The sequence below is a fragment of the Corynebacterium singulare genome, from assembly GCF_000833575.1.
Taxonomy (GTDB): Bacteria; Actinomycetota; Actinomycetes; order Mycobacteriales; family Mycobacteriaceae; genus Corynebacterium; species Corynebacterium singulare.
Window position 1 is genome coordinate 2,629,970 of record NZ_CP010827.1, and the last position, 15,446, is coordinate 2,645,415.

Sequence of the window (15,446 nt, forward strand, 5' to 3'; positions counted from 1 at the left end):
CCACCACGGAAGGAAGCAGGGGCTGCGTTCGGGCTGAGCGCGGTAAGCGCCAAGCGCGGGCTAGGAGGCGAGGTACTCCTTCTTGGCCACGCGCCGGGCAATCTTGCCGGAGGAGGTGCGCTTAATCTCGTTGGCGTTGAACCACTGAATGGCCGCAGGGGTCACGCCGTGGTGTGAGGACACCGCAGAACGGATGACCTCGGAGGCGGCTTCATCCTCGGCAGGGTTGGCACCATCGGCGCGCTCAATGAGCAAGACCAGCTCCTCGGTGCTGCCGCCTTCAACGGAGAAGGCCGCGATGGAATCCGCGCGCACGTGAGCGGAGGCCTCCTGCACGGTGCCTTCAATATCCTGCGGGTAGTGGTTGCGGCCAGCCACGACGATGAGGTCCTTGAGACGGCCGGTGATGTAGACCTGGTTATCCACAATCGTGGCCAGGTCACCGGTGGCGAGCCAGTTGTTGTCGTCCGGAGCATTCGCTACGCGCGAACCTTCAGCCAGGCGCTTACCCAGCGTGTTGTGGAAGGTCGAGGCAGTCTCCTCGTCGCGGCCCAAATAGCCGGCGGCGCGGTTTTCGCCGTGGAGCCAGATTTCGCCCACGTGACCGTCGGCAAGCTCGGCTCGAGTTTCCGGATCCACGATGGTCAGATCCTGGGCCACAACGCTCTGACCACAGGACGCATACGCCACCGAATCCTCGGACTTCTCCACGATGACGGCCTCGCCGTGCGCTAGGCGCTCGCGGTCAAAGTGCGAAATGATGGGGCGATCCGGCGTCTGTGGCGTCGTCACGATGAGGGAGGCCTCCGCCATGCCATAGGACGGGCGCAAGGTCTCGCGACGCAAACCGTACTCCTCCTTGCCGAAGGTCTCCCAGAAAGCATTCACCGCAGACTCCGTCACCGGCTCCGAGCCAATGATGATGCCCTCCACATTGGACAGATCCAGCTCCTCGCCCGCCGCCGGCGCACCGTAGCGCGCGGCGAGTTCCAGGGCGAAGTTAGGAACGACGGCGTAGGTACCCTGCAGCTGTGCATCGATAGGCTGGCGCTTCAGTTGGTCCACCCAGCGCTTGGGCTGCTGCACAAAGTCACGCGGGGTCATGATCTCCAGATTGAGGCCCAGAATGGTGACGAATACGGCAAGAATGATGCCCATATCGTGGTGCATCGGCAGCCAGGACACCACACGCGGCGGCAGCTTGATCTGCACCGCGGTAAAGATCTGCAGCACGTTCGTCATGATGTTGCGATTGGTCAGCAGCACGCCCGCCGGGGTACGCGTGGATCCGGAGGTGTACTGCAGGAAGGCCGGGTGATCCACCGGCGGGGTCTTCAGCGCAGCCAGGGCCGCCTTGCCCTCCTCGGTCTCCAGCGGGTTGGTCCAGCTTGCCGCCAGGGAATCCGGCAGGGAATCAATGGAGATGATGCGCGGGCGCTCCGCGGCCGGACGATCGGAGAAGTAGGCGCGGTTGGCTGCAGCCGAGACGTTGTTGGTGAGCACGACCGGCGGGTTGGCATCCCCGAACACGGCGCGCAGGTGGTCGGTGTGCCCCGGCTCATTCGGGTCATAGAGCGGAATGGGCGTCATACCCGCATACATGGCACCAAGGAAGCCAAAGATGTATTCCGGCGAGTTGCCGGCCAGGATGGCCACACGGTCCCCCATCTTGCCCACCTGCTGCAGGCGCGCGGCCACCACCTTGATGCGGGTGTTGACTTGAGAACGGGTGAAGTCACGCGGGGTACCCTCAGGGTTGTCGTTGTAGACCCACTGCCGCATAACCGGGCGGTCGGGGACTCCTGCCTGCTGTTCAGCGCCGTAGAGGTGCTCCGCTAGGCCCGCCAGAGTGAGGTGCGGGGGCAGGGCGATGTTGCCCTTCTCGTCGAAGAACTGGCCGATCAAGGCTTTCAGATCCATGTGGGCTCCTTCGTGGGGAGGTAGATAGGTCACGTACTTTTGACACTAAAAATATCAGACGGGATCGGGAAAGTGTTACATGGCACGCACTAGTGCGCGTCGATGATGTCCTTGGCCCACTGCGTTACCCACTGGCTAGCCGTCGTCCCTTCAATAACATGCGGGTTGGAGGCGTACATGGCATGTACACCGTTGGCTTCGATGAGGTCCATCGCACGATCAAGACCGTTGCTGACGTCGAGCGGGGCATCACAGATGGAGTCATTGGGCGCACAGATCTGGAAGGTGCGGTCAGCTAGTTCGCCGAACCCATTGGCGCGCGCGCCGCGCATCGTTGCTCCCGGAACGATGCCCTGAATGAGGGTCGAGACCGGCTGCAGCGCAATCTCCGCGCCGACGCCACCGACGTGTGCGCCGGGGTTGATGCCAACGCCTTCTTCGCGACGCCCATCCGCAATCACCGCCACTCCTGCCACACTGCTGGCGGGGATGGGGCCATTGCCGCCGCCGATGCGGTCGGCGACATCGCCCACGATGACCGCGCCCTGCGAGAATCCGGACAGGATGAACTGCGTATCGGGGCAGGTCTCGTGCATGTAGGTCAGCTCGCCCTCCAGGCGGGAGGTTCCTTCATCGCGGGACTCGTCGTAGCTCATCTCCTGCTGAGCATTGATGTTCTTGAACTGCGCGGTGTACGGCAGCGTCCACACCTTGACGTCATTGGGGACGTAGGACTCCTTGAGCGGGTTGGTAATGGAAAGCATGAAGGAGTTCGGGTTCGCGCCGGGGTTGATGGGGTCATCGTCGGCGGCAGATTCCCACGTGCCCGGCGCGGAGACGAACTCGAAGCGCGGGCACCAGTCAGGCTGTGCGGGTTCCTCCTCACCGGGTTGCGCTGGGTCGTCGGAAGGCGCGACGAGCACTCCCGGTTCACCCTCGTTGCGGGTGTTGAGGAAGTGAACCGCTCCCCCGCCAATCACGGCGAGGAGGACGACGACGGCGAGGACGGTGAATGTTTTACGCATGGTGGGAAAATCTAGCTTGGGAAGGTGCGGGATTCCCTGCGGAATCCCTGACATGGAGCTGTGTGCGCTGGGCTTCGCTCTAGCCAGCGCACAGGGCGCGTCCCTGCTCCGTGATGAGCTGGGTGAGTTGCTCGTGGCTCAGCTCGCTGCGGCCCTGTTCGATGAGCTGGCCGGCCACCGCGGGCACGGTAACGGCATCACCCTGGCACGAAGCCTGGGCGGCGCCGATGAGCTGGTCCTCCACGCCGTCCGTGTTCACGCCACCCTGGGAGATCGCAGCCAGGAAGTGCTGGTTGGGCCCCTCATCGGGAGCGGGTGCGGGGATTTCGGAGACCTCGCGCGCGCCGCGGTCCTCAGGTTCGTCACCGGTTCCTCGGGATGAGCTGCCTGCAGGGGAGTTTTCGCTAGCGCTTGTCGACGTTTCAGAGGACGCCCCCGACGCCGCCGACGACGCGGACGCGGAACGCTCAAGCGGCGCCACGGAGGTCTCGGTGGCTTCACTCTCATCGACAGTGGCGGAACCGCAGCCGGCCAGCAGTGCGCCAGCGGCCAGCAGCGCCGCCGCTACGGTGGGATGGGAAAGACGTCGCATGCGCATGGCTTACTTCTTGTCTGCCTGAACGGTGCCCATGACCTTGCGGATGACTCCATGCTGGAAGGTCTGGGTCAGGCCGCCGGCCGGGATTTCCTTGTAGTCTTCCGTCGGCCAGCCGAATTCGCCCTGCTCGTAGCCGTGCTTGCCCCACTCGTCGAAGATGTCGCCCTTGAGGATGTAGTGCGCGCCGCTGTCCATGGACCAGTAGATGTTGCCGTGCTCGAACTCTTGGAAGAAGCCGCCGTTGACCTGCTTTTCCTCGCCGACTGGGTAGCCCAAATCGGATTCGGCCGCCTTCAGTTCTTTGTACTTGGCGCCGATAGCACCGTGGACGATGTGGAAGGAGCCGTCCGGGTTGTGGGTGAGAACGCCGTCCTCGAATTCCTGGACCACGCCGTCACCGATCTTGCGGACATCGGAGGTCGGGTACTTGAGGTCACCGCCCTCGTAGCCGTTCTTGCCCCACTCGTCGAAGATGTCCTTCGGGATGGGCCATGCGCCGTTCTCCGGGGTCCAGTAGATGGAGCCGTGCTCGAAGTGGACGTAGCGGCCGCGGCCGTCCGGGGTCTTTTCTTCGCCGGTCACCGGGAAGCCCAGCCATGAGGTCGGGCCACCGAGCTCGGAGTAACGCGCGCCGATGCGGCCGATGACGGCGTGGGCGCCGGTCTCCGGGGACCAGTAGGCGGTACCGGCCTGGAAGTCCTGGGCCTTGCCGCGGTCGGCGACGTCATACTCGTTGTTCAGGCACGTTCCGATGATGCCGGACTTGGTGGCATCGGCGATGGCGCCGACCGGGGTGCAGTCCGCACCGCGGTCGCTCTTGTCCAGACCGAGGGAGTCAGCAATGAACGGCCACGCCTCGGTCATTTCGAACTGCCAGTATTCCCAGCTGTGGACGCCGGTCGGGCGGAACTTCACTACCGGCTCCACGCCGGCGCGCTTGGCGTAGTCCACGAAGGTCTGGGTAGACATGCGGGAGATGGCCTCGAGACCCACGCCGGCCATGTTGGCCTGGCCCTTGGCCACGGAACCGATCTGGCCGTAGTCATCCTTGCCGTTGCCGGCGGAGACGTAGACCTTCATGTCCTTAAGATTCTCGATGCCCAGCTTCGGGTCGTGGTCAACCCAGTCCTGGGAGTACAGCTCGCCCCACATGTTGGTGGAGGTGTATCCGCCGGCATCTGCCTGGGCGGCGGTCACGGCCTCCGGCATGCCGGTGGTCGTGGTGTCGAGGTAGCCGGAGAAGGAGCCAACGAACTTGAAGGCCCACGGGTTGCGCTCGGCCAGGTTCATGGCGGCGGTACCGCCCATGGAGATACCGGTAACAGCGCGCTGGCCGTTGGAGCGGTAGGCCTTTTCCAGCACTGGGATGAGCTCCTGCATGAGGAAGGTTTCCCACTTGTAGTGCTTGCCGTTGTCTGCCTTCTGCCAATCGGAGTAGAAGGAAGACTCGCCGCCCACCGGCATAATGAGGTTGACGTTGCGGTCAGCGTACTGGGACAGGATGTTGGTTTCGATGGTCCAGCCGGACTCGTCGTCGCGGGCACGCAGACCGTCGAGGGCCCATACCTCCGGGAACGTCTTGTCCGGGCTGGAGTACCAGTCACGAGCCAGCTGAATCTGCACGACCTGCTCCTGGTCCGGCATGGCGGCGGACTTGATGTAGACCTTGAGGTGGCGGTTCGTCAGGTACTCGACACGGGAGACGGAGACGCCCTCCGGCAGTCCTTCGATGTCCGGGTACTCGGTCTCAATCGGGGTGCGCTGCGGCGGGTTCGACGGCGCGAAGGAGTCCGAGAAATTGGAGCTTCCCAGGATGTCGGTGAGGCCCTCGCCGGAGCTGGAGCCGGAGGACTGTGCGTTAGCCATAGGCAGCAGTGCGAGGCCCACGGCCACGGCGGTGGGCAAAGCAGCAATAGTCAGGCCCTTGCGAGCAGCGGACGGGGAACGCAGGCCGGCACGCGTGGACGGCTGTGCAGACTTCTGAGAAGGCGCAGTGTTCGGCATTGGTGAATCCTTGCGATGTGTCGAGTGAAGGCACGTTGCATCGAGCGGGCTCCGCAGGTTCCCCTCCTGCGGAACTCGCCACTGCAGACGCGGTGAGCGGTCTAATGTGTGCTCAAGTTTAAGTTGAACTTGAGACTTTTGGAAGAGGGACACGCCCACGCTGCCCCACCGAACACGAAAAAGCCGGCTCCCCCAGCGCCTCAGCGAAAGGATGTCACTGAGACGCCAGAAAAGCCGGCGCAAAGAAGCTGCCGCGACGCTTACCAGGCGTTCATCACGTTGAGTACCTGCGGCTTGGAGTGCTCCAGCTCGTAGCCAAACTGCTCCCAGTTGTGCAGGCCCTGGGCCGGGTAGTTCGTCTGCAAACGGACACCCGACGCGCGTGCCTTGAGCTCCCACAGACGGGTCGTGGCATTCGCAAAACCTTCCAGCACCACACCGGAAGCGATGTGCTGCGGCAGGTAGCGCTGCTGGTCCAGCGGGCCCGGGATACCGGAGGCCGCGGACACGAAGACGTCCGTGCCGTGCGCCGCCAGATCCGGAATCAGGTTGAACGGGTCATTACTGAAGCGCTTCGGGTTGATGACGGAGCCGTACATGGCGTTGATGTTGAAGCCGCCGGCGTCGAGAAGCGCAAGGCGCATAAAGGTCTGCGCACCCGGCAGAGTCGTGGTGAGGTAGCCGGAGTAGGACAGCGTCTGACGGAACTGCTCCGGGTGCTTGCCGGCCAAGGTGATGGCCGCGGTGCCACCCATGGACAGGCCAGCAATGGAGTTGTTGTTGCGGGCCACGCCGAAGTTGCCCTCGAGGTAAGCCGGCAGCTCCTGGGTCAGGAAGGTCTCCCACTTGTAGTTCACCGGCTTCACCAGGTCATAGGTGGCCGGGGCACGCCAGTCCGCGTAGAAAGAAGCCGCACCGCCCACCGGCATAACCAGGGTGATGTTGTGGTCCACGTAGGAACGCGCCGCATTAACGTCATTGATCCAGGCGTTGGTGCGGTCCGTGGCGCGGAGGCCATCGAGAAGGTACAGGCCCGCGTTGCCACCATTCTTGGCCGGCTGAACCTGAACCGGAACGGTGCGGCCCATAGCAGCGGACCACACATCACAACGCTGTACCCAGTAGCCCACGCGGTCCCACTCGCAGGCGCCGGTGGCGTCCCCACGCAACCAGTCACGATTGGCCGCCGAGGCCTCCTGGGTGCCGGCGGTGACGACGAGGCCCAAGGCGACGGCGATGGCGGCGACAACCGCCACAACGCGCGTCCGCAGGGCAGAGCTCAGTGCACTCATTTTTCTCCTTAACGTTTTTACTGCCACTACTACATCGCCGACACGCCAGCGATGGTTACGGATCAATAACGAGAATCTTTTGTAGAGTAGCCCACTCGGCCGAGTTTTGCCTCCCCTCGGGGGTGGCTACCCGGCAGGAAGGTAATCGGACGGGTCCTCCGACAGCTGCAGCGTGCGGCCTGTCGTCAGGGAAAACCCCAGGTTGGCGCGGAAACGCTCCCACGACATGGGCTCGCTATAGGATGCGACAAGCTCCTTCAGCTCCGGGGTCTCCAGCGCCTCCCGAGCCTGGCGGGTTTTCTCCTTGTCGTACCACGGCGGCAGATAATCAATGTCCGCGCCGGACTCCGCGGCCTGCCATTCAAGGGCCAAGGACTTGTCGTGGCCAATGCGCCCGTTGTCCTCGCGCGGCATGCGCGCCGCCAACGGGGTGGCCAGACCGATGGTGTCCTGGACGCGGACGTCAAGCGGCGCATTCATCGACGTCATGCCAAGGTTCACCAGGAACAGCGTCGGCTGATCCTTCCGGCCCTCCTCGCGCGGGACCGTAAGCCAGTTGAGGCGGTCGGCGTCCTTGTCCTCCACGTAGATGACGGCCAGGGCATCGCCGTCCTCGAGGTTCTCCATGGCGCTCGGGTAGCCGTTCATGAATTTCATTGTGAGGTAATCACGCGCCGAGCGCGGCGGATATCCAGCCTCGCGCTTGGTGGCATAGGTCCAGAAATCACGCTCGTCCACGATGTCAAGGGGCTGCTCATAGGCATCCCAATCCGTTTCGTGGCCCCGCAGAATAACGACGAGGGCCCACACGGCACAGAAGGCCACCGCGAACCACGTGGCCAGGCCCTTGAGCGGCAGCACAAAAACCGGAAGTAGCGCGGCGAAAAGCGGCAGCAGGAGCATCCGGCCGTGCATAAAGTCGCCGCCGACGCGCAGGACATACAGCGTGTGTACTGCGGCCGCGCCCAGGAACACATAGGTTACGGCCGTGGGGCTACGCAGCGCCGTGGGGCGCAGGTGCTCACGGGAGGCCCACGCGCCGGCCACCGCCAGCACGAGGACGGGCAGGTACAGGGCATACGGCCCGGCGAAATCCTGAAGATAGTTCAGGCCGCTGGCCCATGCGCTTTCCGACGCCGACTTCGCCACCGCCGTGTGCGGAGTCAGCAGACCGTAGTAGCCCATGCGGAAAATCTGGTACGCGCCCGGGATGGGCAGCGCCGCCCCGAGGATACCGAGCCACACCTTCCAGTTGCGGTGCGCCGCAAGGAGCACCAGTCCGGCCAATCCGCCATATAGCGCGAGTTCCGGGCGCACCAACCACGACAGGCCTGCCCACAGGGCCAGCCAGTATGCGCTGGGTGTGGAGTGAGACTGCGCCCAATTCTGCAGCAGCGCCCACAGGGCCGCGAGATAGAAAATGGACAGGCCCCACTCAAGGCCGGAGGTGAAGAAGTCACGCGCCGGCGGCAGCGCGAGGTAGACCAGCGCGCCGGCGGGAAGCACGAGCGGCGCGGCACCGCGTGCAGCAGAAGCGTGGGAGCGGTAAAGTCCGCGGGCGGTTGCCCACGCGCCAAGCATCATCGCCGCGACCGAAAGCAGCAGGCCCACGTTGACCGCGATGGATTCCAACGGGGCATTCGACAGCCAGTGGGCAAGCAGGATGAGGTACTGCCACAGCGTTGACGTATTGGCTTCGACGCGCTCGCCCGCGTTAAAGACGGGGCCGTTGCCCGCTTCGAGGTTGCGGACGGTGCGGAGGACGATGAGACCGTCATCCGAAATCCAGCGGCGAGCGAACCCGCCCCAGAACGAGAAAACCCCGATCACGAGAACCGAGGCCAACGCGCTGAGCGCCGCAACGGTGCGTGAATCGGGTTTTCGCATGGGGAAAGAGTCTAGCACTGTGACAGCAGTTAGTAGCTATCCACCAATCGAGGGCATAACATAGACGGCCATGACGATGCAGGCCAGCCACGCCAGCGCCAAGATCTGCAGGACGCGATCCTCCAGCGCAATCTCATCCGGGGCGCCGCCATTGCCGCGGTCAACGTCCGCCGCGTAGCGCAGGATGGCGATGGTAAAGGGCACCATGGACACCTGGTACCACACGCCGGCAGAACCCTCGGCCAGGTTAGACAGCTGGAAGCCCCACAGCGAGTACGACATGACCACCGCGGTGGCCGCCAGGGTCCACACAAAGCGCAGATACGTCGGCGTATAGCCTTCGAGGGACTTGCGGATCTTCGCGCCCGTGCGCTCCGCCAGAAGAATCTCCGAATAACGCTTACCGGAGGCCATAAACAGCGAACCGAAGGCAGCCACCAGCAAGAACCACTGGGAGAGCTCGATGCCGGCGGCCACGCCACCGGCCATGGTGCGCAGCATGAAGCCGGAGGACACCAGGGCGATGTCAATGACCGGCAGGTGCTTCCACCCGAAGCAGTAGCCCAACTGCAGGCCGATGTAGACAGCCATGACGATGGCCAGCTGCGGGCCCGCGGTAGCCAGGAAGGACAGGCCAATTGAGCCGACGATGAGCACCGCGGCCATCACATAGGCCAGGCTCACTGGCAGCACGCCCGCCGCGATGGGGCGGAAACGCTTCGTTGGGTGCTCGCGGTCAGCCTCCACATCGCGGGCGTCATTGATGAGGTAAATCGAGGAGGCGCCCATGCAGAAGACGACGAAGGCCAGGAGGACGTCGAGAAGCACGCGCGTATGAAACAGCGCGTCCGCACCGGCCGCCGCGGGGGCAGCCAGGACCAGGACGTTCTTGACCCACTGCTTCGGGCGCAGGGCCTTGACCATGCCATCGGCGAGGTTCTTCGGCGGCTTGCGCTTGCGGCCAGTATCGATGCCGGAGGTGTGCGGCTCCGAATGAAAGACTTTCTGCTCGCCGTCATCAACGCGTCGGGTGCTCATCGGCTCTTCCTTTCATAGCGGTGACAGGCCTCCGCGGTGGCGGCGCCGAGGAGGGCGCCGAGCGCGGTATCGGACGGATAATGTACCCCGAGCACCATACGCGAGGCCATCATGACCGGCACGCCCACGAGCGGCGCTGGGGTCCCCAGGACGTGTGCGGCGCCCACGAGGAACGCGCTTGTCGACGTCGCGTGTGACGACGGAAACGACAGCTTAGACGGCGTTTTCACACCGACCTTCACGTAGTCATAGTCCGGGCGCTTGCGGCGCACAATGCGCTTGATCACAACGCTGGCCGCGTGCGCGGTAAACGCACCGACGCCGACGTAGGCCCACTGGCGGCGCTTCTGTGGCTTCGAGTAGTTCACCGCTGCGCCAAGAGCAGATAGGGCCATCCAGCCCAGGGCATGCTCACCGAAGTGGCTTAAGCCCCGGGCGGCGGGCAGGATGCCGGGTGCGTCGAAGGCCACATCCTGGATCTTTTCTAGGACGTGGGATTCAGCGACGGAAAGTTTACTGGGCATCGAAGACCTTTCGCCAGGACTCACGGGAGGTCAGTTCCGGCAGGGCCGCGCGGTATTCCGCGCGCAAAGCATCGAAGTTGTCCTCGATCTCCTTGAGCAGCTCGCGGGTGGACTGCACCAGTTCCTTGGCTAGGTCGCGGTCGCGTTTGCGGAAGGCCACGCCGGTGCCACCTGCGGTGGAAACAGTCGCCGAATCAACGCGGGAGAGCGTGAACCAGCGAGCCTCCTCCGGGGTGAGGTTGAGCTGCGGGGCCTCGTGGTGCGCCGGGTCCTCCTTGCTCACCAGGTGCTTGGCAGACTTGAGAAGCCACGGGATCTTCTTGAGCTTGCCCAAGCGGCCGCCGATGTTGCGGGTGGGCACTCCCGGCGCGCCCGTCGGGGCGGGCAGCTGGTCGGCGGACTCGATGATGACGGCATCGGAATAGCCCTTGCGGATCTCCGCGATGCGCGGAAGAGAAGACTCCAGGATGTCGAAGAGGCGGTCCGGGCCGGCGAGGAAGTCCTTCATGGCTTCAAGCTGGATGGCCATGGTGGAGTACTCCATGCACATGGTGTGCTTGAGGGTGGACTTGAAGATGCTGCGCGTAATGCCGCGCGGGTCGCCCTCGTGGTAGAGCGCCGCCACGATAAGGCGGTTGCGCAGGTGGAAGTAGGCCTGCCAGTCGATGGCATCGTCCTTATCCGCCCAGGCCATGTGCCAGATGGCGGCGCCCGGCCACGTCACCGTGGGGAAGCCATTGGCGGCCGCGCGCAGGGAGTACTCGGTGTCATCCCACTTGATGAACAGTGGCAGGGGCTGGCCGTTGGTCTCTGCCACGATGCGCGGGAAGAGGCACATCCACCAGCCGTTGTATTCCACATCAATGCGGCGGTGCAGCGCGCGGGAGTCATACTTCTTCGGGTCCAAGCGGGATTCCTTGGTGCCGATGGCGCGCAGCGGGTACTTGGCAAAGTCGTGGTCGTAGACGGCATGCTCGGCCGCGCCCCACATGAAGTCAGCGCGGTTGACACGCTCGCCAGTGGTGCGCAGCTGCGAGCGCTCTTGCAGATTGAGCATCTCGCCGCCCACGATGATGGGCTTCGCAGCATAACGCGCCGCCTGAACGGCACGGAGGATGGAATCCGGCTCGATAGCGATGTCATCATCCATGTACAGGATGTACGGCGAGTCCGTATTCTCCAGCGCTTCGAACATGATGCGCGAGTATCCGCCGGAGCCGCCCAGGTTGCCCTGGCGGAATTCGCGGAAGCGCTCGCCGAAGTGCGCCACGGCGTCGTCGTAGCCCGGCTCATCTGCCGGATGCTGGTTGCCCTGGTCCGGCATAAGGACGTAGTCGATAATGCCGTCCACGACCGGGTCTTCTGCCAGCGCCTGCAGCGCGGCGACGGCATCGGTCGGGCGGTTGAAGGTTGGAATACCCACAGCGACGCGCTTCTCCTGCGCCGGATACTCGCTACCGTCCGGCAGGAGCTGCGGGTTCGGGGCGTGGGGGGCGCACCAGGCGGCGTCGACAAGCGTGGTGTCCTCAACCGCCGAGGCATCAAACCACAGCAGGCCGCCGTCCTCAAAGTTCTTCAGCGGCAGCTCAAACTCGTGGTGGCCGGTGGTCACCACGTGGTTGGCCACCGCGATGCGCTGGCCGTCCTGCTTGGAACGATAAAGGGAAATATTGGCCTCGCCCTCAACGTCCATGCTGAGGATGATGGACTTGAGCTGGGACCAGCGGCGCCAGTACGCGGCCGGGAAGGCGTTGAAGTAGGTCTCGAAGGAAGCTTCCTCGCCCGCCGGGATGGTCACGGAGGTGCGGTCGTTCCAGCTGAGGCGCTCACGGTTTTGCTCCGACTCAATGAGGTAGAGCATGCGGACGTCGACCGGCTCGCCGCGCTTCGGCAGCAGGATGCGCTGTACGGGTTCGTACGCAGCAGAATTGTTGGCAGTCACGTTATCTTCGTTTCTCCACACAGGTTTCGACAGTATTCAGAACCCAAGAGTAGTGGTTTGCCAGTGCTGCGCTGAGATCCCACGCGGCTGAAAACTAAGCCGAGAGGGCTGCGTCCTCCGAGATGGGCTCGATCCCCAGACGGTTGAGCATGTAAAGCACGCGTGCGCCGAGGTCATTAACTAGCTCGCGGGCCTCCTCCACGGTCTTTACCGTAGCGATGCCCCAGATCTTGATGTCCTTGCCGGCTTCATCGCCTATGTTTGCGGCGCCAAAAGGAAATCGACCTCGATTCCAATCAAGCAGCCTGAGAACGGGCGAAAGCTAACGCAAACGGCACGCCGAACCAGATACGCACATTTTTACCTTCAACCCTGGACTGTTAATATTCCAATAGACAATTGATTACTTGAACAGGACATGCCATGCACCGCATCTCTATTTCCCTCTCAGCAGTTTTGCTCGCCCCACTTATTGCCACCTCATGCAGCAGCCCTGAGCCTCAGACGTCTACGCACAACGCTAACACCCACATCATCGATAACTGTGGCTACAAGGTCAGCGTCAACGTTCCTGTGCAACGCGCGACCACTTTAGAACAAGGTGCAACCGACACTCTGCTTCTTTTGGGAGCCAAGGACCAAATTGCCGGCTACGGCCACCAAAAAGACGCACCGCCGGAAGCTTTCGATCTGGAAGGGATTCGAGAGCTAAGCCCTGGAGTGCCCAATTCCGAACAACTGCGTGACGCCGACACAGACTTCATCTACTCCCCTTTTGCCCTCAGTTGGACAACCGATAGTGCCGGCGCACGTGAGGAATGGGAAAAACTCGGCGTGAGCACCTACCAATCCAATGTTGAATGCCCTAACATGGGCGACAACGTTGGCAAGTCCAAGTTCGATCTCATCGAACGAGACATCACGGAGCTCGGCATGCTTTTCGGCCGCGAGGATGCTGCCAAAAAACTCATAGAAAAACAGAACCGTGCGCTTGAGACAGCTACTCAAGCGCCTGAGGGGACCACGTTCATGCTGTTGTACTCTTCCATCGGAGGCGCGCCGTACGTGGCAGGTGGCCCATCCATCATTACCGAAATTGGCGAGGCCAGCGGCATGACTAACGTCTTTGGCGACTTATCCGAGGAATGGCCGCAGGTTTCCTGGGAGGCTGTGGCAGAGGCCAACCCAGACGTCATCTTGTTGGCAGACTTGCCTAAACGCGGCGAGCCCGGCGATAAGTGGCAAGAAAAGGTCGATGCCCTCGAAGCAACTCCTGGCACGAAAGAAATGGAAGCGGTCAAATCTGGAAAGTACATTGTCGTCCCTGGCGTGGCTACCTCGGCGGCAGGCCGCTCTTATGAAATTTTGGAAATTGTCTCCGAATCCATCTCCGACGACCTTTTTAGCAACAAGGCACGTTAACCGTGCGGAAAACCTGGATTACTGCAGGGGTCAGCATTGTCGTGCTACTCGTGACAATGACGCTATCCCTCACTATGGGCTCTAGCTCCATGACGTTGGCGGAGTTCCGCGGCTACATTGACCCTGCTTATCCCCGCCCTTCAGAGTTGCGCACATCAATCTTGACGGAGTTGCGTATTCCCCGCGTTCTCATGGCAGCATTCGTCGGCGCCATTTTGGCCGTTTGCGGCGTAGTGATGCAAGCCATCACCCACAATGACTTGGCGGAGCCGTACTTGTTAGGAGTGTCCTCGGGGGCGTCAACGGGCGCTGTGGTGGCTATCCTGTTCTCCACGTGGCAGTACGGCATCATTGTGGGTGCCGGCATCGGCGCGCTGGTGTCGTTCCTACTACTAATGCTTTTGTTGCGTCACAGCGCAGCGGATGCCACCAAGGTGGTGCTTACTGGTGTACTCATCGGTTTCCTTTTTCAAGCTCTGACATCGCTAGTAGTAACAGCCTCGGGAAATGCTGAATCCACCCGCGGCATCATGTTCTGGTTGCTAGGCGTGCTCGGTGCAGCACGATGGCATACTCTTGCCGCAGTAATAGTCGTGGGCACGATCGGCATGGTGCTCATGTGGATACTCTCTCGATACCTTGACGCCTTGTCTTTGGGCTCCGCTACCGTCTCAACGATGGGCGTGCCTGTTGTTGCGCTCCGCTACACGGTGCTCATTGCAGTCTCGTTAATGACAGCAGTCACGGTTGCATCGGTTGGTGCCATCGGTTTCGTCGGGCTCATCGTTCCGCATGCGGTCCGTATGCTTAACACTCCACGGCACTCCAGCCTTATTCCTCTTTCCGCCTTAGTCGGTGCCATTACTCTGGTCGTGGCAGATGCGATCGGCCGCGTTCTTTTTGCCCCGCAGGAGCTTCCCGTCGGTGTGATTACCGCGCTGATTGGCGTGCCGATGTTCTTTTTCATCTTGCAGAGGAAACACTGATGCTCGAAATCAAACACCTAAGTTCCGGTTTCTCAGGCAAGACGGTCCTCGACGACATCTCTTTTAAGGTCGCGGCACCAAGCCTTGTGGGACTCGTGGGCCCAAATGGTAGTGGTAAGTCCACGCTGCTCAAGGCCATTGCTGGTGTGCAACCATTCAAGGGCACTGTGGTTTTTTCAGGCAAGCCCTTACACTCCTACCCCCGCACGCAGCGAGTTCGAGTCTTGTCTTACGTGGCACAACACTCCGACAAGGACATCCCATTTACTGTGCGTGAGGTAGTGCAACTTAGTCGCGACGCTGCTCGCGCTCCCTTTTCACCAGTCACGACGGAAGACAAGCATATTGTGGACCGAGCACTTTTTCACAGCAGTCTCGAAGACATTGCGAACGAGAGACTCACCGAACTTTCGGGAGGTCAGATTCAACGCGTCATGGTAGCGCGCGCTATGGCGCAGCAGGCGAGCATCATGCTGCTCGACGAACCCACCAATCACCTCGATCTCCACCACCAATACACGTTGATGGAACTTCTACGACATCTTTCCCGTGAGCACAATACAGTCATAGTCTTGGCGATCCATGACCTCGCTTTGGCAGCGCGCTACTGTGACCGTTTGTTGCTTATCCATGACAGCCACTTGGTCGGTGATGGGCACCCATCCAAGGTCCTCGACCCCGCCACGCTAGCCACTGTCTTTGGCGTACAAGGCAAACTAAGTACTGCAACGGATGGGGTGCCGCTACTTCATATCAAGCACGCGCTGAATTCTTAAACGGGCCTGACCCCAGAAAGTGGACACGTCGG

Annotated in this window: 12 protein-coding genes and 1 pseudogene; 3 read left to right on the forward strand and 10 right to left on the reverse strand. The window is 62.2% G+C overall.

Going from position 1 to position 15,446, the window contains the following annotated elements; translation table 11 throughout:
• Positions 1 to 60 precede the first annotated feature (60 nt).
• From CSING_RS12020 to CSING_RS12065, 10 genes and pseudogenes are all read right to left on the reverse strand, one after another.
• Positions 61 to 1,920 carry a FadD32-like long-chain-fatty-acid--AMP ligase gene (locus CSING_RS12020; protein ID WP_042532629.1) on the reverse strand — a complete coding sequence of 620 codons (1,860 nt, stop codon included), beginning with the start codon at positions 1,918 to 1,920 and terminating at the stop codon, positions 61 to 63.
• Positions 1,921 to 2,009: 89 nt separating this feature from the next.
• On the reverse strand, positions 2,010 to 2,945 hold the full coding sequence (locus CSING_RS12025) for a cutinase family protein (protein WP_042532631.1): 936 nt from the start codon (positions 2,943 to 2,945) through the stop codon (positions 2,010 to 2,012).
• A gap of 79 nt (positions 2,946 to 3,024) precedes the next feature.
• Positions 3,025 to 3,543, reverse strand: coding sequence for a hypothetical protein (locus CSING_RS12030; protein WP_236683981.1), 519 nt, complete (start codon positions 3,541 to 3,543; stop codon positions 3,025 to 3,027).
• Between the two features lie 3 nt (positions 3,544 to 3,546).
• Complete coding sequence (locus CSING_RS12035) at positions 3,547 to 5,547, reverse strand: alpha/beta hydrolase-fold protein (RefSeq protein ID WP_042532633.1); 2,001 nt, start codon at positions 5,545 to 5,547, stop codon at positions 3,547 to 3,549.
• A 260-nt stretch (positions 5,548 to 5,807) separates the two neighbouring features.
• Positions 5,808 to 6,839: an alpha/beta hydrolase gene (locus CSING_RS12040; protein WP_042532635.1), complete on the reverse strand. Its 1,032-nt coding sequence runs from the start codon at positions 6,837 to 6,839 to the stop codon at positions 5,808 to 5,810.
• 126 nt (positions 6,840 to 6,965) lie between these two features.
• Positions 6,966 to 8,726 carry a flagellar motor control protein ZomB gene (gene zomB, locus CSING_RS12045; RefSeq protein WP_042532637.1) on the reverse strand — a complete coding sequence of 587 codons (1,761 nt, stop codon included), beginning with the start codon at positions 8,724 to 8,726 and terminating at the stop codon, positions 6,966 to 6,968.
• Positions 8,727 to 8,762: 36 nt separating this feature from the next.
• Positions 8,763 to 9,764, reverse strand: a complete 1,002-nt coding sequence (locus CSING_RS12050; protein ID WP_042532640.1) for a decaprenyl-phosphate phosphoribosyltransferase — start codon at positions 9,762 to 9,764, stop codon at positions 8,763 to 8,765.
• A complete protein-coding gene (locus CSING_RS12055; RefSeq protein ID WP_042532642.1) occupies positions 9,761 to 10,288 on the reverse strand; it encodes a phosphatase PAP2 family protein in 528 nt (175 codons plus the stop codon). Before CSING_RS12055 ends, CSING_RS12050 begins: the two co-directional genes overlap by 4 nt.
• Complete coding sequence (locus tag CSING_RS12060) at positions 10,278 to 12,230, reverse strand: glycosyltransferase (RefSeq protein WP_042532644.1); 1,953 nt, start codon at positions 12,228 to 12,230, stop codon at positions 10,278 to 10,280. Before CSING_RS12060 ends, CSING_RS12055 begins: the two co-directional genes overlap by 11 nt.
• A 94-nt stretch (positions 12,231 to 12,324) precedes the next feature.
• A pseudogene (locus tag CSING_RS12065) lies at positions 12,325 to 12,483 on the reverse strand (three-helix bundle dimerization domain-containing protein); the annotation flags it as partial.
• A 170-nt stretch (positions 12,484 to 12,653) separates the two neighbouring features.
• Here CSING_RS12065 and CSING_RS12070 point away from each other — a divergent pair.
• The 3 genes from CSING_RS12070 to CSING_RS12080 are packed head-to-tail and all read left to right on the forward strand — an operon-like array spanning position 12,654 to position 15,414.
• Complete coding sequence (locus CSING_RS12070) at positions 12,654 to 13,652, forward strand: ABC transporter substrate-binding protein (RefSeq protein ID WP_042532646.1); 999 nt, start codon at positions 12,654 to 12,656, stop codon at positions 13,650 to 13,652.
• Positions 13,653 to 13,708: 56 nt separating this feature from the next.
• Positions 13,709 to 14,638 (forward strand): FecCD family ABC transporter permease, encoded by a 930-nt coding sequence (locus CSING_RS12075; RefSeq protein WP_084226242.1) that lies wholly within the window; start codon positions 13,709 to 13,711, stop codon positions 14,636 to 14,638.
• A complete protein-coding gene (locus tag CSING_RS12080) occupies positions 14,638 to 15,414 on the forward strand; it encodes an ABC transporter ATP-binding protein (RefSeq protein ID WP_042532650.1) in 777 nt (258 codons plus the stop codon). Before CSING_RS12075 ends, CSING_RS12080 begins: the two co-directional genes overlap by 1 nt.
• The last annotated feature ends 32 nt before the right edge of the window (positions 15,415 to 15,446 follow it).